18 protein-coding genes are annotated in these 17245 nt (G+C 65.5%); 10 read left to right on the top strand and 8 right to left on the bottom strand.

Translation table 11 applies throughout. The features are described 5' to 3' along the window. The first annotated feature begins 8 nt into the window (after window positions 1-8). The 5 genes from ACVIGA_RS15715 (at window position 9) to ACVIGA_RS15695 (ending at window position 5117) form a co-directional block, all read left to right on the top strand. On the top strand, window positions 9-1406 hold the full coding sequence (locus ACVIGA_RS15715; protein ID WP_456666461.1) for an NAD(P)(+) transhydrogenase (Re/Si-specific) subunit beta: 1398 nt from the start codon (window positions 9-11) through the stop codon (window positions 1404-1406). A 197-nt stretch (window positions 1407-1603) separates the two neighbouring features. Continuing rightward, window positions 1604-2422 (top strand): alpha/beta hydrolase, encoded by an 819-nt coding sequence (locus tag ACVIGA_RS15710; protein ID WP_456667062.1) that lies wholly within the window; start codon window positions 1604-1606, stop codon window positions 2420-2422. A gap of 54 nt (window positions 2423-2476) precedes the next feature. Further along, window positions 2477-3574, top strand: a complete 1098-nt coding sequence (locus ACVIGA_RS15705) for a calcium:proton antiporter (protein WP_456667061.1) — start codon at window positions 2477-2479, stop codon at window positions 3572-3574. A gap of 114 nt (window positions 3575-3688) precedes the next feature. Next, on the top strand, window positions 3689-3973 hold the full coding sequence (locus ACVIGA_RS15700) for a cupin domain-containing protein (protein ID WP_028340624.1): 285 nt from the start codon (window positions 3689-3691) through the stop codon (window positions 3971-3973). 250 nt (window positions 3974-4223) lie between these two features. Then, complete coding sequence (locus tag ACVIGA_RS15695) at window positions 4224-5117, top strand: hypothetical protein (protein WP_456667060.1); 894 nt, start codon at window positions 4224-4226, stop codon at window positions 5115-5117. Between the two features lie 9 nt (window positions 5118-5126). On the opposite strand, the gene ACVIGA_RS15690 is transcribed toward ACVIGA_RS15695, so the two are convergent. Beyond that, window positions 5127-5720 (bottom strand): tetratricopeptide repeat protein, encoded by a 594-nt coding sequence (locus ACVIGA_RS15690; protein WP_456670819.1) that lies wholly within the window; start codon window positions 5718-5720, stop codon window positions 5127-5129. Between the two features lie 116 nt (window positions 5721-5836). Then, a complete protein-coding gene (gene rpsU / locus ACVIGA_RS15685) occupies window positions 5837-6133 on the bottom strand; it encodes a 30S ribosomal protein S21 (RefSeq protein ID WP_021078544.1) in 297 nt (98 codons plus the stop codon). A gap of 265 nt (window positions 6134-6398) precedes the next feature. Here rpsU and aqpZ point away from each other — a divergent pair, with 265 nt between their 5' ends. Continuing rightward, complete coding sequence (aqpZ, locus tag ACVIGA_RS15680; RefSeq protein ID WP_456667059.1) at window positions 6399-7121, top strand: aquaporin Z; 723 nt, start codon at window positions 6399-6401, stop codon at window positions 7119-7121. A gap of 85 nt (window positions 7122-7206) precedes the next feature. Here aqpZ and ACVIGA_RS15675 read toward each other — a convergent pair whose 3' ends face one another. Both ACVIGA_RS15675 and purE read right to left on the bottom strand, forming a co-directional pair. Next, window positions 7207-8310: a 5-(carboxyamino)imidazole ribonucleotide synthase gene (locus tag ACVIGA_RS15675; protein ID WP_375778551.1), complete on the bottom strand. Its 1104-nt coding sequence runs from the start codon at window positions 8308-8310 to the stop codon at window positions 7207-7209. Continuing rightward, the gene (purE, locus tag ACVIGA_RS15670; RefSeq protein WP_223975967.1) at window positions 8307-8795 is read right to left on the bottom strand and encodes a 5-(carboxyamino)imidazole ribonucleotide mutase; all 489 of its coding nucleotides are present in this window, start codon (window positions 8793-8795) and stop codon (window positions 8307-8309) included. Before purE ends, ACVIGA_RS15675 begins: the two co-directional genes overlap by 4 nt. A gap of 146 nt (window positions 8796-8941) precedes the next feature. Here purE and ACVIGA_RS15665 point away from each other — a divergent pair, with 146 nt between their 5' ends. Continuing rightward, window positions 8942-9664 (top strand): GGDEF domain-containing protein, encoded by a 723-nt coding sequence (locus ACVIGA_RS15665; RefSeq protein ID WP_456667058.1) that lies wholly within the window; start codon window positions 8942-8944, stop codon window positions 9662-9664. 6 nt (window positions 9665-9670) lie between these two features. Here the strand turns inward: ACVIGA_RS15665 and ACVIGA_RS15660 are convergent, their stop codons facing one another. From ACVIGA_RS15660 to ACVIGA_RS15650, 3 genes are all read right to left on the bottom strand, one after another. Then, on the bottom strand, window positions 9671-9922 hold the full coding sequence (locus ACVIGA_RS15660; protein ID WP_212316296.1) for a hypothetical protein: 252 nt from the start codon (window positions 9920-9922) through the stop codon (window positions 9671-9673). A gap of 19 nt (window positions 9923-9941) precedes the next feature. Then, on the bottom strand, window positions 9942-10151 hold the full coding sequence (locus tag ACVIGA_RS15655; RefSeq protein WP_050401735.1) for a hypothetical protein: 210 nt from the start codon (window positions 10149-10151) through the stop codon (window positions 9942-9944). A 186-nt stretch (window positions 10152-10337) separates the two neighbouring features. After that, window positions 10338-10544 (bottom strand): YdcH family protein, encoded by a 207-nt coding sequence (locus tag ACVIGA_RS15650; RefSeq protein WP_024583705.1) that lies wholly within the window; start codon window positions 10542-10544, stop codon window positions 10338-10340. Window positions 10545-10784: 240 nt separating this feature from the next. Here ACVIGA_RS15650 and ACVIGA_RS15645 point away from each other — a divergent pair, with 240 nt between their 5' ends. Continuing rightward, window positions 10785-10970, top strand: coding sequence for a YdcH family protein (locus ACVIGA_RS15645; protein WP_050422666.1), 186 nt, complete (start codon window positions 10785-10787; stop codon window positions 10968-10970). A 94-nt stretch (window positions 10971-11064) separates the two neighbouring features. Here the strand turns inward: ACVIGA_RS15645 and ACVIGA_RS15640 are convergent, their stop codons facing one another. Beyond that, window positions 11065-12204, bottom strand: coding sequence for an NAD(P)/FAD-dependent oxidoreductase (locus tag ACVIGA_RS15640; protein ID WP_456667057.1), 1140 nt, complete (start codon window positions 12202-12204; stop codon window positions 11065-11067). Between the two features lie 231 nt (window positions 12205-12435). On the opposite strand from ACVIGA_RS15640, the gene ACVIGA_RS15635 reads away from it, so the two are divergent. Together ACVIGA_RS15635 and ACVIGA_RS15630 are read left to right on the top strand one after the other, a co-directional pair. After that, on the top strand, window positions 12436-15123 hold the full coding sequence (locus tag ACVIGA_RS15635) for a sensor domain-containing protein (RefSeq protein ID WP_456667056.1): 2688 nt from the start codon (window positions 12436-12438) through the stop codon (window positions 15121-15123). Between the two features lie 356 nt (window positions 15124-15479). After that, complete coding sequence (locus tag ACVIGA_RS15630; RefSeq protein ID WP_456670818.1) at window positions 15480-17003, top strand: ABC-F family ATP-binding cassette domain-containing protein; 1524 nt, start codon at window positions 15480-15482, stop codon at window positions 17001-17003. The last annotated feature ends 242 nt before the right edge of the window (window positions 17004-17245 follow it).

Here is a 17245-nt window from a genome sequence, read left to right as displayed (position 1 = left end):
GACCTGAGATGAACGCCAATCTGGCTGCTGTTCTGTACCTCGTGGCGGGGGTGCTGTTCATCCTGTCGCTGCGCGGCCTGTCGAGCCCGGCATCGTCGCGCCAGGGCAACATGTTCGGCATGATCGGCATGGCGATCGCGGTCGGCACCACGCTGGCGAGCCATCCGCCGGCCGACGGCGTGGCCTGGCTGCTGGTGATCCTCGCGGTCGCGATCGGCGGCGGCGTCGGTGCCGTGATCGCGCGCCGGGTGCCGATGACTTCGATGCCGGAGCTCGTCGCTGCGTTCCACTCGCTGGTCGGCATGGCCGCGGTGCTGGTCGCCGCCGGCGCGTTCTATGCGCCCGAGGCGTTCGACATCGGCACGCCCGGCAACATCCATCCGCAGAGCCTGGTCGAGATGTCGCTCGGCGTTGCGATCGGCGCCCTGACCTTCACCGGCTCGGTGATCGCGTTCCTGAAGCTGTCGGCGCGGATGAGCGGCGCGCCGATCATCCTGCCGTTCCGCCACGTCATCAACATCGCACTGGCGCTGGCGCTGGTGTTCTTCATCGTCGGCCTCGTGATGTCGGGCAGCGCGCTCGACTTCTGGCTGATCACGATCATCGCGCTGGCGCTCGGCGTCTTGATGATCATCCCGATCGGCGGCGCCGACATGCCGGTCGTGATCTCGATGCTGAACTCGTACTCGGGCTGGGCCGCGGCCGGCATCGGCTTCACGCTCGGCAACTCGGCGCTGATCATCACCGGCGCGCTGGTCGGCTCGTCGGGTGCGATCCTGTCCTACATCATGTGCCACGCGATGAACCGCTCGTTCATCTCGGTGATCCTCGGCGGCTTCGGCGGCGAGACCGCGGCGGCCGGCGGCGGCTCGGGCGAGCAGAAACCCGCCAAGCTCGGCTCGGCGGACGATGCCGCCTTCATCATGAAGAACGCCTCCAAGGTCATCATCGTGCCCGGCTACGGCATGGCGGTGGCGCAGGCCCAGCACGCGCTGCGCGAGATGGGCGACATCCTGAAGAAGGAAGGCGTCGAGGTGAAATACGCCATTCACCCGGTGGCGGGCCGCATGCCCGGCCACATGAACGTGCTGCTGGCCGAAGCCAACGTGCCCTACGACGAGGTGTTCGAGCTCGAGGACATCAACTCGGAGTTCGCCCAGGCCGATATCGCGTTTGTGATCGGCGCCAACGACGTCACCAACCCGGCGGCGGAAGAGGACAAGACCTCGCCGATCTACGGCATGCCGGTGCTGCAGGTCTGGAAGGCCGGCACCGTGATGTTCATCAAGCGCTCGCTGGCTTCGGGCTACGCCGGCATCGACAATCCGCTGTTCTACCGCGACAACACCATGATGCTGCTCGGCGACGCCAAGAAGGTCACCGAGAACATCGTCAAGGCGATGTAGGGCGGGCGGCGAATGGCGCTGAACCGGGAGTGGCATCGAGACCATCGCATGCCGCCTCGGGCCACGCGCGAGCAGCGCATCAAATGGCATGTCGCGCACGCGTCGGCGTGCGCGTGCCGGCCGGTCCCCGACAGCATCAAGGTTGAGGTCGAGAAGCAGCGGAAGCTCCGCGGCAAGACATAGCTGCGGTACCGATCATGGGGCTGGCACTCGCAATCCTGAAATGGCTCGTGATCGCCGCGGTCGTCGTCTATCTCGGCGGGCTCGCGGTGCTGTACGTCAAGCAGCGCGAATTGCTGTTTCCGATCCCGCCGGTCGGGCGGACGGCGCCCGCAGCCGCGGGCCTTCCCGAAGCGGAGGAGCAGGTCCTCACCACGGCCGATGGCGAGAAGGTCATCGTCTGGCATGTGCCGGCGAAGCCGGGCCGGCCGGTCGTGCTGTTCTTTCCCGGCAATGGCGATTTCCTGGCCGGCCGCGTGGCGCGCTTCAAGTCCATCACGGCCGACGGTACCGGGCTGGTGGCGCTGTCCTATCGAGGCTACGCCGGCTCGAGCGGATCTCCGAGCGAGCAGGGCCTGCTGCTGGACGCCGCGACCGCTTACGAATTCACCACCGCGCGCTACCGTGCCGAGCAGATCGTGGCCTGGGGATTTTCCCTCGGCACCGGCGTTGCGGTCGCGCTCGCCGCCGAACACCCCATCGGCAAGCTGATCCTGGAGGCACCCTATACCTCGACGGCCGACGTCGCCGCTGAGCACTTCTGGTTTGTGCCAGTCAGCCTGCTGATGCGGGATCAATTCCATTCCGACCGGCGAATCGCTGGCGTCACGGCGCCGCTCCTGATCATCCAAGGCAGCGACGATCCGGCGATACCGATCCGCTTAGGCGAGCGGCTGTTCGGCCTCGCCCGCGAGCCCAAGCAGTTCGTGCGTCTGCCCGGCGGCGGGCACGACGATCTCGATAATTTCGGTGCGATGGATACCGCGCGCCGGTTTATCGACGCCGCTAGAGGCTGACGGCGGCGATTGTCTGTCGCATAATCGGGGCCAATGACGTGAGGGGACCCCACGATGAGCGCACACGGACCGATGCCACGGTCGGCCTGGCTGTATCCCGTTCTTGCGGTGCTGTTGTTTGCCGCGGTCTCGGCCTCCGGCTACAGCTTCGCGCCATCGGCCGGGGGCTGGGTGTTCGCGGCCGTGCTGCTGGTGATTCTGTTCGGCACCGTGTTTGCGGCCGTCCACCATGCCGAGATGATTGCCGAGCGGATCGGCGAGCCGTTCGGCACGCTGCTCCTGACGCTGGCCGTGACGATCATCGAGGTGGCGCTGATCTCGACCATCATGCTGGGCGACACCCCGGCGCCGACGCTGGCGCGTGACACCGTGTTTGCAGTGGTGATGATCGTCTGCAACGGCCTGGTCGGGCTCTGCATCTTCATCGGCGGCATCCGCTACCGCGAGCAGGATTTCCAGATCACCGGCGCCAACCTTTACCTCAGCGTGCTGTTCGTGCTCGCGACTATCACGCTCGACATGCCGAATTTCACGCTCACCGCGCCGGGCCCGATCTACTCCACGGCCCAGCTCGCCGTGATCAGTGTCGTGACCCTGCTGCTCTATGCGGTGTTCCTCTACACCCAGACCATCCGCCACCGCGATTACTTCGTCAGCGGCGCCAATGAGGCGGCGGCGCATGGCGAGGTGATGTCGGACCGCGAGACGGCGATCAGCGTTGCCCTGCTGCTGGTGTCGCTGCTGGCGGTGGTGCTGCTGGCCAAGAAATTCTCGCTGGTGGTCGATGTCGTCACCATCAAGATCGGTGCGCCGCCGGCCTTTGCCGGTCTGGTGGTGGCGGCCCTGATCCTGTTGCCGGAGAGCGTTGCCGCGGTGTCGGCGGCGCGCAAGAACGACCTGCAGAAGAGCATCAACCTCGCGCTCGGCTCCTCGATCGCCACCATCGGGCTCACGGTTCCCGCCGTGGCAGCGGCCGCCTATGTGCTCGACAAGCAGCTGGTGCTCGGGCTCAGCAACCAGCATATGCTGATCCTGCTGCTCACCTTCATGGTCAGCATGCTCACCTTCGGAACCGGCCGCACCAACATCCTGTTCGGGCTGGTTCACATGGTGGTGTTCGCGGTGTTCGTGTTCATGGTTTTCGTGCCCTAGAGCCTTTACCGTCGCGATCGAATCGGGACCGGCTCTGGATTCTTGTTTTGACGCGTTTTCTTCACGCGAACCGGTACCCACTTCGCTTGAAAACGCTTTCGTGGAGAAGTGACGATGCTCAGCGCCAAATCGGATGTGCAGGTGGATACCGCGGAGGTCCGCGTGACCGAATGGCGGCTCGCGCCGGGCAGCGCCACCGGCCACCACACCCATGAGATGGACTACGTCATCGTTCCGATCACAGCAGGCGAGATGACCATCGTGGCGCCGAACGGCGAGCGCTCGAAGGCGCAGCTCGGGGCCGGCAAGTCCTATTTCCGCAAGGCCGGGGTCCAGCACGACGTGCTTAACGAGACGGCCAGCGAGATCGTGTTCCTCGAGGTCGAACTCAAGCCCTGACGCGGGCGGTAACCCTGCGCGGGGAGAATGGCAGCTCCGAGCAGGCGCGGCTGTGGAAATTCATAACCCGTTAACGGCTGCGCGATGAATTAAGAGGTGGATGCGGCCTGCGCAGGGGGCGCCTCCGCTGAAACCAAAGTGACACCAAAGGTGACGTCGGAACGGGGGTTTGCCACCGATCCGTCGCAGTTGATCCCTGAATGTGCCTCAAAGTTCCAGCATGAAATAACGGGGTGGGGAGTGGCAGGTCATGCTGAGTTACCTGAAGAAATTCGTGATGGACATCTTACCCTCGGTGGCAGCGACCATCATCGGGGCGTACATCGTTAATCACTACATCGTGGCCAAGCCGCAAGGGCCGGATGCCGCAGCCGTGACCGCCGCTGTGGATCCCAAGGCAGATCCGAAAGCCGCCGCCAAGCCCGCCGAAAAGTCCACCGTCGTCAGCAGCCTCCCGGAAGCCGGCGCAAAGGCCAAAGGCATGTCCGAGCGCACCCTGATCGAGCGGTCGGCGTCGGAGAAGGCCACCGTCACCGAGAAGCCCGCCGATCCCAAATCGGCTGACCCCAAATCTGCCGACACAAAGGCTGACGCGCCGGCCGAGACGGCCAGCATCCCCGCCGACTCGCGCCATCATCCGGCGGCGCCGAAGGCGGTCGCGAAGGCTGCGCCCGCCGCGGCGCCGGTCGAGTCCGCCGTCACGCCGGAGGAAGCCCGCGACGCTAACGATCTTGCGCGTGCCGCCATCGAGCGGTTGCGCAAGGAGCGTCCGCAGGACGCTGCGCGATCCCAGGACGCCGTGCGCTCCCAAGACGCTCGCAGCACCGATCTCGCCCGCCTGCCTGACCAGCAGCGCCCCGCGGCAGCCCCGGCGATCCGGCCGTTGCCGCCGCCGATCATGGTGTCGAACCCGTCCACCGACAATGCCGATCAAGCCGCGCAGCCGCGCCCGCCCTACGCCGCCAATGCCCAGGATGCGAATCGGCTGACGCCGCCGGCTGACATTCCGGTTCCGGTGTTGCAGGCCCCGCTCGATCTGCGCGCCGACGCCGCCATGCCGGCGCCGAAGAACGAGCGCACATCGGTCACCGACGACATGTTCTCCGGCATGAAGTCGATGTTCCACGCCGTCCTGCCGAAGTAACCCGAAGCTCTAGCCGCCGGTGCGCGCCAGCCCGCTGCGCGCGCTTCCGTCATTTGGCCGCAGCGCGAGTGCGCGATTGTAGGACGCCGCCGCCTTGGCCTTGTCGCCGAGCCGCTCATAGGCCTGGCCGCGGGCGCTCCACGCCGCAACATTGCTGGGATCGGCCTGCACGGCCTCGTCGAGGTCGGAGGCGGCCTGCTTGGCCTTGTCGAGGGCGAGGTAACTGGCGGCGCGGCCGATCAGCGGCTCGGCCTTCTGCGGCGACAGCCCGCTCGCTGCCGTGAAATCGTCGATCGCCTGCTGATGTTGTCCGCGGCCCTGATAGATCAGGCCACGGCCGTACAGCGCCTGGATGTTGTAGGGGTCGGCGGTCAGCGCTTGCTCGAACTCCGCCTGTGCCTCGTCGACCTTGCCGGAATGCACGGCAGCGGGCTTGTCGGCAGCGGCAGCCTGTTTCGGCTTGTCGTCCGAGCCCCATGATCCCAAGTCGAAGGAGCAGCCCCCGAGCGGCAAGCCGAGAACCACGGCCATGATGACGAAGTGCGCAGCACGACGGCGGTGCGCGGATTCTGGGAGCGGGGAGCGGGGCGCCGGAACGGCCATCATGCAAAATGCTCTTGCCGGTCGTTTTGCATGAGTACCCCGGAACACGGCTGGCTTCAAAACGACAACGCGGGCCTGTGGCCCGCGCTGTTAGACTTCCAGATCGGCAAAACGGTTCAGCGCGGTCCGCGACCGGCGCCTGCACCACCGGGACGGCCGCCACGGTCGCCACCGGGACCAGCGCCGAACACCGGCTTCGGCTTCATCGGCAGCAGGCCTTCGCGCTGCAGCTTCTTGCGCGCCAGCTTGCGTGCGCGGCGCACGGCTTCGGCCTTTTCGCGAGCCTTCTTCTCAGAGGGCTTTTCGTAGTGACCGCGGAGCTTCATCTCGCGGAAAATGCCCTCGCGCTGCATCTTCTTCTTCAGCGCCTTCAGGGCTTGGTCGACATTGTTATCGCGGACGAGAACCTGCACGCGGCATCCTCTTTTGAATTGATCGGTTCGGAATTCTGGCAAGGTGAAGGGGCGGCAAAAGGCCTGCCTCTTAACCCTAGGCGCGCGCATGTATCAGACAAACGCGCAGATGTCCACCGGTCGAGTGACTTTAGGGCCTAGTAAAGCCACGAAATGGGGCGAAAATGCCTTCGTGCGGCCCTGATTTGGGTGGTTTGGCGCCGGGATCGGGGCCGCTCCCGGAGGTTTCAGATAACCCGGACATTGGAAATAGGGGAGATGCCACATGGACATGAAGAAATACGCGGCCGAACTGATCGGTACGTTCTGGCTCACATTCGCGGGCTGCGGCAGCGCGGTGATCGCGGCCGGCTTTCCGCAGGTCGGGATCGGCCTGGTCGGGGTGTCGTTGGCGTTCGGGCTCAGTGTGGTGACCATGGCCTATGCGATCGGCCATATCTCGGGTTGCCACCTCAACCCGGCCGTGACGGTCGGGCTCGCCGCGGGCGGGCGTTTCCCCGGCGGCCAGGTGCTGCCCTACATCATCGCGCAGGTCGCCGGTGCGATCATCGCGGCCTGGCTGCTCTATGTGACCGCCAGCGGCGCGCCTGGCTTCGATGTCAGCAAGGGCTTCGCCTCCAACGGCTATGACGCGCACTCACCGGGCCACTACAGCATGGTGGTGTGCTTCATCACCGAGGTGGTGATGACCATGATGTTCCTGTTCATCATCATGGGATCGACCCACGGCAAGGCGCCCGCCGGCTTCGCGCCGCTCGCCATCGGCCTCGCGCTGGTGATGATCCATCTCGTCAGCATTCCCGTCACCAACACCTCGGTGAATCCGGCGCGCAGCACCGGGCCGGCTCTGTTCGTCGGCGGCTGGGCGCTGGGGCAGCTCTGGATGTTCTGGGTCGCGCCTCTGATCGGCGGTGCGCTCGGCGGCGTGATCTATCGCTGGCTCAGCGACGAGCCGACCGGCGTCGTCGCCGGCGTCAAGACTGCATGATCGGCTAGAGCGCTAATGGGATCGTGGTTGCCACGATCCCATTTCCGTCGATGACGCGAAGGCGGCCGCGGCCGCTGGTGTGGAGTTACGGCTTGCGGGCCGGCGTCACTTCGGTGACGTGCCCCATCTTGCGGCCGGGGCGCGGCGTGCCCTTGCCGTACAGATGCACGGTGGCGCCGGGAACGGTGAGCCACTGCTCGTAGCTCAGGATGTCGTCGCCGATCAGATTGGTCATGGTGACCTCGCCGTGGCGCACCGGCTTGCCCAGCGGCCAGCCGGCGATTGCACGGATGTGCTGCTCGAATTGTGAGATCGAGGCGCCGTCGAGCGTCCAGTGGCCGGAGTTATGCACGCGCGGCGCGATCTCGTTGACCAGCACGGTCGCTGCGCCGTTCCCGGGCACCACGAACAGCTCCACCGCGAGCACGCCGACATAGTCGAGCGCCGTGGCGATCTTTTCGGCGATCGCCCGCGCCTGCGCGGCAAGCTGTTCGGGAATCGCGGCGGGCGCGCGGGAAAATTTCAAAATGTGGTCGCGGTGCTCGTTCTCGGTAACGTCGAAGCACTCGACTTCGCCGGAAGCCGAGCGCGCGGCGATCACCGAGATCTCGCGCTCGAACGGCACGAAGGCCTCGAGGATGGCCGACTTGGTGCCGAGGTCCTGCCAGACCTGCTCGAGGTCGTCGCCGGCGCGGATGATCGCCTGGCCCTTGCCGTCATAGCCGAAGCGGCGGGTCTTGATCACGGCAGGCAGGCCGATCCGTTCGATCGCTGCGCGGAGTGTTGCGACCGAGGTGACGTCGGCATAATCGGCGGTGCCGATCCCGAGCTTGCTGACGAAGTCCTTCTCGATCAGCCGGTCCTGCGTGGTCTCGAGGATCTTGTACGCGGGCAGCACCGGACGGCGCGCGGCGAGCACCATCGCGGTCGCGGCCGGCACATTCTCGAATTCATAGGTGACGACGTCGACGTCGTTGGCGAACAGTTCGAGCGCCTCGACGTCGGCATATTCCGCGCAGGTCGCGTGCTGCACCACGTCGAAGGCGGGCGAGTCCGGATCCGGCGAAAACACCTGGCAGCGCAGCCCGAGGCGCGCCGCGGACATCGCCAGCATCCGGCCCAATTGTCCGCCGCCGAGGATTCCAATGGTGTCGCCCGGCTTCAGCTTCACGAGGTTCGAAGCCGTCACGCCGCGCCCTCCGGATGGTCCTTGACCGCATCGGTCTGCTGCTGGCGCCAGGCCGCAAGACGGACCGACAGTGCGGGATCGTTGAGCGCGAGCACGCTTGCCGCGAGCAACGCGGCATTGATCGCACCGGCCTTGCCGATCGCCAGCGTCCCGACCGGGATGCCGGCCGGCATCTGCACGATCGAGTACAGCGAATCGACGCCGGACAGCGCCTTCGACTCGACGGGAACCCCGAACACCGGCAGCTCGGTCAGCGCGGCCGTCATGCCCGGCAGATGGGCGGCGCCGCCCGCGCCGGCAATGATCACCTTGTGCCCGGCCGCCTTGGCGCCCTTGGCAAAGGCATAGAGCCGGTCGGGGGTGCGGTGCGCCGAAACGATGCGTGTTTCGCAGGCAACGCCCAGCGCGGCCAGGGTCTCGGCGGCGTGGCGCATGGTCTCCCAGTCGGACTGGCTTCCCATGATGATGGCGATCGGAGCGGTCATCTCTTCAATTCTGTGCAGGAATCCAAATGCATAGGCCGGATTATAGGGGCGGCCCGGGCGTCATCCAAGGCGTGGCAAGGGAGTTAGAATGGACTATCCTGTCTTGGTGAATCCCGGCAAGCCTTCATAAGCAGGCCTCAACAAGGATGCGCATGAAGAAGAAGACGACGGCGGCGGCCTCCGGGCCGGCAAAACGACGAAAAGGCGCGCCCGCCGCGCGCAAATCCGCACCCGGCAGGACTGGAACAAAAGGGACTGGAGCCAAAGGGGCTGGGACCGAAGTTTCCACGCGAGGCGCGGTCGCGTCCGGCGACAAATCCACGATCCGCAGGTTGCGGGCGCAGCTGGCGCGGGCCCAGGCCCGGATCGAGGAGCTGCAAGCCTCCGCCGAGACCGACTTCCTGCTCGACATCCTGAATCGGCGCGGCTTCGAGCGCGAGCTCGTCCGTTCGCTCTCCTTCATCAAGCGCTATCAGGCCTCCGGCGCGGTGATCGTGCTCGACGTCGACCGCCTCAAGCCGATCAACGATGCCTTCGGGCACGCGGCAGGTGACGAGGTGCTGAAGACGATCGTCGCCGCGATATCGGACCAAGTGCGCGCCTCCGACGTGATCGGCCGTCTCGGTGGCGACGAGTTCGCAGTGCTGCTGTGGAATCTCAGCGAGACCGATGCACGCGCCAAGGCGGCTGCGCTGGAGGAGGCGATCGATCGCCTGAGCTTCGTGTTCCGTGGCAGCCGGATCTCCGCGGGCGCCTCGGCAGGCGTTGCGATCCTCACCGCGCATTCGGATGCTGATCGCGTTCTCGACGAGGCCGATCGTGCGATGTATGTGCGCAAGGCGCAGCGGCGCCATGAATCCAGCTGCTAGTGAGGCCTAGAGCGCGCTCAGATCCTCCGGCACATCGCCGTAGGCCCGCAGCAGCTTGGCATCGCCGAATTCGCCGATCGCGGGATCGCCGGTGCGGCTGAACGCGACGGCGCCGATGCTGCCGGGCATCCGCGACATCGTCTCCGCCCGGCGCAGCGCGATTGCCGAGCTCTGGCACTCCTCTGCACTGCCGGCGACCGGCGTGCCGTCGTCGTCCTGCATGAAGGGCAGCGCCACGTAGTAGGTTACGTCAGCCATTGCTGTGCTCCCTCAGAGATCAGGCGGCATCGCTCGCCGCATGGGTTCGCGCCGGCACGCAGCCGGCCGCGATCGCGGCCTGCAGTTCCTCGAGCTCGGCTTCCAGATATTCGTTGGCCATGATCAGCGCCTTGATGGTGCTGCGCAGGTTGCCGTCGCACATCGCGATCGCCTGATCGCAGGCCTTCTCGTAGCGGCTGTTGTCGGGCAGGGAAGGCGGTGCGGACATGGCGAAACTCCCTCTGATGGCTGGCGGCTGGATCGGCATGTTCTTATTTTGTTCTTTTGGAGTCAAGCGCCGAAAAGCACGCCCGTGTCCGTTGCCGCGAACGTGAAGCCAATGAGGCGCTGTGGATGACGGGGAAAACCGTCGCCGGATCTGAACCAGCGGGCAGCCGAACCGCAGCGACAGGCGTCAGGCGATGATGTCGGGCGTGATCTGATCTTCGATGAAGGCGATGCGGTCGCGCAATTGCAGCTTCCGCTTCTTCAAGCGTTGCAGCATCAAGAGATCCGGCGCCGGCGATTGATGCAGCGCGTCGATCGCGGCATCGAGGTCGCGGTGCTCTTGTTGCAGACGCGCAAGCTCGGCGAGGAGTTCGCGCTCATCCTGATCGTTCATGGTTGTGTATTGACTGGTAAACACGAAGAGGTTGTTACGGCCGAAGCAGCCGCTCGCCGGAATATCCTCCCTGAGCGCGCGCCGCGCAAGCCGAACCGGTTCCATAGTCACGATTAGTTACAGATAAACCGAAATGAGTGCGTGCGGCATTTCGCGTCCCCTATCGACAGCGCGGCCCACTCGTGTAGACTTATTGGTCCGGATCGAACCTGAGGTTTAACGCACCGAGGAGTGTTCGCAATGGCAATACAGGCCCATCTCGTTGAGCTGGAGCGTAAGCACAAAATACTCGAGAACGAACTGCACGAAGCACTCGTTCACCCCTCCGTAGACGATCTCCACATTTGCGAGCTCAAGCGCCGCAAGTTGATGGTCAAGGACCAAATCGAGCGGTTGAGACTTTCCGCCGACGACACGGTCCACTAAGCCGGTTCCTCCGCAAATTTAGCAAATAGTCTGGCCTTTCACCGAGGGATGAACGCCGCGGCGCGCATCCCCCGGGAGGCCATGCTGCATTTGCTCAGAGCTTCGCCAGCTCGCCGACGTGGTCGGCGACCGCGAGCGATGACGTGAGTCCGGGCGATTCAATCCCGAACAGGTTGATCAGACCGGCGACGCCGTGATCGGCCGGTCCCTGGATCAGGAAATCCTGGGTCGCGACCGCCGGGGGCACGATCTTGGGCCGGATTCCGGAATAGCTCGGCATCAGCGCCCCGTCCGGCAGGGTCGGCCAGTATTTGCGGATGGCCGGATAGAACCGCTCGGCCCGATCAGGGTCGACGGCGTAATCGATGTGATCGATCCATTCGACGTCGGGGCCGAACCTCGCCTGTCCGGCCATGTCGAGCGTCAGATGCACGCCGAGCCCGCCGGGCTCCGGCACCGGATAGATCAGGTGCGAGAACGGCGCCCTGGCGCTGCAGCTGAAGTAATTGCCCTTGGCCAGATAGGCCGTTGGAATCAATTCGATCGGCATGCCCTCGACGCTGCGCGCGACCGCCGTTGCACCGAGGCCGGCGGCATTGACCAGCAGATCGCAGGCCAGCGTCATGGGCGCCGCGCCGCCGGCCTCGATCTCGAATCCGTTGGCGGTTGCCCTGGCGTGGAGCAGCGGCGTATGGAAGGCGAATGCCGCTCCCGCCGCCTCGGCGTCGCCGCGCAGCGCCAGCATATAGGCATGGCTGTCGATGATCCCGGTGGAGGGCGACAGCAGCGCCGCGTCGCAGTTCAGCGCCGGTTCCAGCGCGCGTGCCGCCTCGCCGGACAGAAGTTGCATGTCGTCGACGCCGTTCGCCTCGGCATGAGCCCGGATCGACTGCAGTTTTTCGGTTTCTTTGGCCGTGGTGGCGACGATCAGCTTGCCGCAATTCTTGTGCGGGATGCCGTGCTCGGCACAGTAACGATAAAGCGCCCGCTTGCCGCTGACGCACATCCGCGCCATCAGGCTGCCGGCCCGGTAGTAGATGCCGGCGTGGATCACCTCGCTGTTTCGCGACGAGGTGACGGTGCCGATCCCCTCGGCCTCCTCGATCACAATCACTTCGCGGCCGGCCTGTGCCAGCCTCCGCGCCACGGCGAGGCCGATCACCCCCGCTCCGACGATCACGCAATCAACCCTGTCCATCTCGTCCTTCAGGTCCGAACATTTTCGCGCAGCCACGCCGTTGCCGCCAACATCGTTCAGCCGATCCGATCGTTTTCGGCAAGTGCTTATTAGGCAAGTGCTTGGGCCATCTCAAATAGTTGGGGAGCCATGCCCTGTTAGTGGAGCATTAATCATGTCAGGGCAATTGCCGTACATTAAGTGGCATTTTCCAGTTGCATCCCTACGCGTTTACCCGATCCAAACCGCCGGAGCCGGACACTCGCCCCGGAAATCCGCGGGTGATTGATGGCTGGCAGGAAGTGGCAGGCGGGCGGGAAGAATTCGATTCCGGCAAGGGCCGTCCTTTGCCTGATCGCCGCCGTCGTGCCGGTCGGTGCAGCCTGGGCCGCCTCCGACGCCTTCGCACCGTCGACCTATCTTGGTGACCTCGATCCCGGCGTGGTCTGGGAGCTGCTGATCGGCAGCGTGGTGGTTGCCTCCTTCCTCGGCGCGGTCGGGCTGTGGATCCTTTCGGCCTTGCGCAAGGCCAAGCGCGCGCAACTGCGGCGCAACGCCTTCGTGTCGTCCGCCCTCAACCACCTGAACCAGGGTGTGGTGATGACCGATGCGCGTGAGCGCATCGTGTTCTGCAACGACCGCTATCTCGACATCTACGGCCTGTCGCGCGCCGACATCAGGCGCAACATGACCGGCACCGAGCTATTGGAGCTGCGCCGCGACCGCGGCGTACTCGACATCAGCGCCGAGGATTTCTTTGCCAGGGCCGCAACGCCCGACGGGCTGGTCACTGAACTGCCCGGCGGCCGGTCGGTGCTGGTGAAATATTTTCCGCTGCCGAACGGCGGCTCGGTGGCGACCCATCTCGATTGCACCGACCAGCGCAAGCTGTCGCGCAAGCTCGCCTCGACTACGCAATTCCTCGAATCCGTGCTCGACAACGTCCCGGTCTGCGTCGCGGCCAAGAACATCGAGGACGGCCGCTACATCTTCGCCAACCGCGCGTTCGAGCGCTTCTCGCGCTTCTCGCGCGATCACATCGTGGGCAAGCGCGCCGACGAGATCTTCCGTCCCGAGACCGCCGTCAGCATCGACACTGCCGACCGCGCGGCGCTCGACGCGCCCGAAGGCTATCACCGCAGCGAATTCTTCGTCGAACGCGGCTCGGAGAAGCGCATCCTGGCATCGAACCGCGTAATCGCCCGCAACGAGGCCGGCGATCCGGAATTCCTGATCGCGCTGTTCGAGGACGTCACCGACCGCCGTTCGCTGTCGCGCGAGCTCGAGAACAACAAGAAATTCCTCGAGCTCGTGGTCGACAACATCCCGGTCTCGCTGATCGTGCAGCGAGTCAGCGACGGCCGCTACCTCCTGGCCAACCGCAGCGCCGAGACGATCCTCAACCGCCGCCGCGAAGACGCCGCCGGCCTCACCGCGTCCGACATCTTCAATGCGCGCGAAGCCAAGCTGATCGTCGCCCGGGACGAGGCCGCGATCCGGAAGCGCAGCATGATCGCCGAGGAGCACCCGATCTCGACCAAGGACGGCCTGCGGCTGTTCCTGACCCGCCGCATGACCGTGCTCGACGACCATGGCGAGCCGCAATATCTGATCAAGACCCATGAGGACGTCACCGACCGGCGCCAGACCGAGTCGCGCATGGCGCACATGGCCTACCACGACGGCCTGACCGATCTGCCGAACCGCGCCGCGTTCCTGCAAGCACTGACCCAGATGATCGAGGCCTGCGACGGCACCGACGAGGAATTCGCCGTGCTCTGCGTCGACCTCGACGGGCTGAAGGAGATCAACGACGTCTACGGCCATGCGATGGGCGACAAGGTGCTGATCGAAGTCGCGCAGCGCTTGCAGAACGTGGCGCGCGGCGGCGTGGTTGCGCGGCTATCCGGCGACGAATTCGGCCTCATCATTGACGGCCAGCAACCGGCCGCCGGTATTGCGCTGGCCGAGCAGGCCGCCGAGGCGTTGGGTGAGGATTTCGCGATCGACGGCAAATCGGTGCGAACCGGCCTCACCGCGGGGGTCGCGATGTTCCCGCACAACGGATCCGACGCGGCCTCGCTGCTGGCCAATTCCGGCGCAGCGCTGTTCCGCGCCAAAGCCAAGTCGCGCGGCACGATCTCGATCTTCGAGCCGGAGATGGACCAGCAGATCCGCGATCGCCGCGTGCTGCACCAGGAGCTGTCGGTCGCGATCAAGAACGGCGAATTGTCGCTCTACTACCAGCCGCAGGCCGCCACCGGCGCGAGCGTTGCGGGCAGCCAGATCATCGGCTTCGAGGCGCTGGCGCGCTGGCACCATCCGCTGCGCGGCTTCGTGCCGCCCAGTGACTTCATTCCGCTCGCAGAAGAAAGCGGCCTGATCGTCGAGATGGGCGAATGGATCTTGCGCGAAGCCTGCCGTGAGGCCGCCTCATGGGCTATGCCGATGCAGGTCGCCGTGAACCTGTCGCCGGCGCAATTCACCCATGGCGACCTCGTCGGCCTCGTCCATTCGATCCTGCTCGAGACCGGGCTGACGCCTGACCGGCTCGAGCTCGAAATCACCGAGGGCGTGCTGATCGAGGATTTCGACCGCGGCCTGTCGCTGCTGCGTCGGCTGAAGACGCTCGGCGTGCGCATCTCGATGGACGATTTCGGCAGCGGCTATTCCTCGCTGAGCTATCTGCAGGCGTTTCCGTTCGACAAGATCAAGATCGACCGCGCCTTCGTCATCAATCTCGGCCGCAATCCGCAATCGGCCGCGATCGTCCGCGCGGTCATCGATCTCGGCCACGGCCTTGAGATGTCGATCGTCGCCGAAGGCGTCGAGACCGAGGCGCAGCTCAGTTTCCTCTCCGAGGAAGGCTGCGACGCGGTGCAGGGCTATCTGATCGGCAGGCCGGCGCCGATCGGTCAATTTGCCGCGCTGGTCGGCGGCGACCGGCTGGCCGAGACCGTGCGCAGGGCCGGGTAAATCGGCCTGAACCGTCAGGTCGGCGCCGCCGGCTGCGCTTGCCATCCCTTGCACGTCCGGTTACCGTCGAACCACCACATCATTTCGGCCGAGAAAGGAGGGCTGCGTCGTGGCGAGATTCACTGATCCCCACCTCAAGCGTGGCCCCGTCAACGCCCTGCAAATGCGTTTGCAGGGCTGACCGGAAACTCGGACAAAATCTCTTCCTGGTCTGCCCTTCGTGGCCGTGCGGCGTCGAACGTTTGAGCGTTCGCGCCTGCATTTGAATCCCTCGCCGCGCACCGACACGCACATCCGATGATGGCTGGACGCCTCAGGATGATGTCGTGATCGCCGGCAAGACCAGAGAATTGATCGTGACCCTCATCAATGTACGCAATCTCGGCGTGACGCTGAACGCGCCGCTGTTTTCCGAACTGAATTTTGTCGTCAATGCCGGCGACCGGATCGGCCTCGTCGCCGCCAATGGCCGGGGCAAGTCCACGCTGCTGCGCTGTATCGCAGGCACGATGGAGCCCAATGAAGGCGACATCACCCGCGCGCGCGGCCTGACCGTCGGCCATGTCGAGCAGGACGCGCCGCCGAGGCTGCTGGATACCCCGTTCCATGCTGCCGTGCTCGAGGCGCTACCCGGCGAGCAGCGCGCCGGCGAGAGCTGGCGGGTCGACGTCGCCTTGCAATCGCTCGATGTGCCCGAGGAGTTGTGGGCGCGACCGCTGAGGCAATTGAGCGGCGGCTGGCTCCGGCTTGCAATGCTTGCCCGTGTGCTGGTGACCGAGCCCGACGTGCTGCTGCTCGACGAGCCGACCAACCATCTCGACCTCGCCAAGATCGGCCGGCTCGAGGCCTGGCTGAATGCGCTGCCGCGCGAGATGCCGGTGGTGATCGCGAGCCACGATCGCGCCTTCCTCGACGCGACCACCAACCGGACGCTGTTCCTGCGCCCGGAACGGTCGCAGCTGTTCGCGTTGCCCTACACCGCGGCGCGCGCGGCGCTCGACGAGTTCGATGCCTCGGACGAGCGGCGCTTTCAGCGCGACATGAAGGCCGTCCGGCAGCTCCGGCAGCAGGCCGCCAAGCTCAACAACCTCGGCATCAATTCCGGCAGCGACCTTCTGCTGTCGAAGACCAAGCAGTTGAAGCAGCGCGCCGAGAAGCTCGAAGAGACGGCGAAGCCGGCGCATGTCGAACGCTCGGCGGGAGCGATCCGGCTCGCCAACCGTGACACCCATGCGAAGGTTCTTATCAGGCTGAACAACGCCGCGATCGCCACACCGGACGGCAGGCCGCTGTTCAGGACCGGCCAGCAGTTCATCTGCAAGGGCGACCGGATCGCGCTGCTCGGGCCGAACGGCGCGGGCAAGACCCGGTTCGTCGCGGCGCTGCGGCTGGCGATCGAGGACGCGGAGGCGGCAGCCGCCGAGATCAGGGCCACCGAGTCGCTGGTGCTTGGCTATTGCGACCAGGTGCTGGCCGATCTCGCGGATAGCGACACGCCGATGCGCATGCTGACGTGGCGCTTCGAGGTCGGCGATCAGCGTGCGCGCGGCCTGCTTGCCGGCGCCGGGCTCACGATCGAGATGCAGGGGCGTCCGATCGGACGGCTGTCGGGCGGGCAGAAGGCCCGTCTCGGCATGCTGGTGCTGCGGCTCACCCTGCCGAACTTCTATCTGCTCGACGAGCCAACCAACCACCTCGACATCGAGGGCCAGGAGACGCTGGAGGACGAACTGATGGAGCAGCAGGCCAGCTGCCTGCTGGTGTCGCACGACCGCCAGTTCGTGCGGACAGTGGCCAACCGGTTCTGGGTGATCGAAGGCAAGAAGCTAATCGAGGTCGATAGCCCCGAACACTTCTTTGCCTCGGTCGGTGTGGACTAGCGATGGAGTTAGATTGGATAACCGTCGCCAAGACAGTGTGCCTCTCCCGCTTGCGGGGCCGTCGCACGGGCGCCGCCAAAATATCGAAAACAACCCCATGCAAAGTAGCGGGCGGCGGCCGGCGTTCGAGCAGGCGACTTGACACGTCGGGCAACTCAGGAGCATTCTTCCAATATTCCGAAATCATGCAAGCGTACGCTCGCCCTCGCAGGCGGGAGAGGTGGAGTGTGCCGTGAGGCCGC

Source organism: Bradyrhizobium sp. USDA 3240, assembly GCF_054063295.1.
This window is presented reverse-complemented; position numbering and strand designations above follow the sequence as displayed.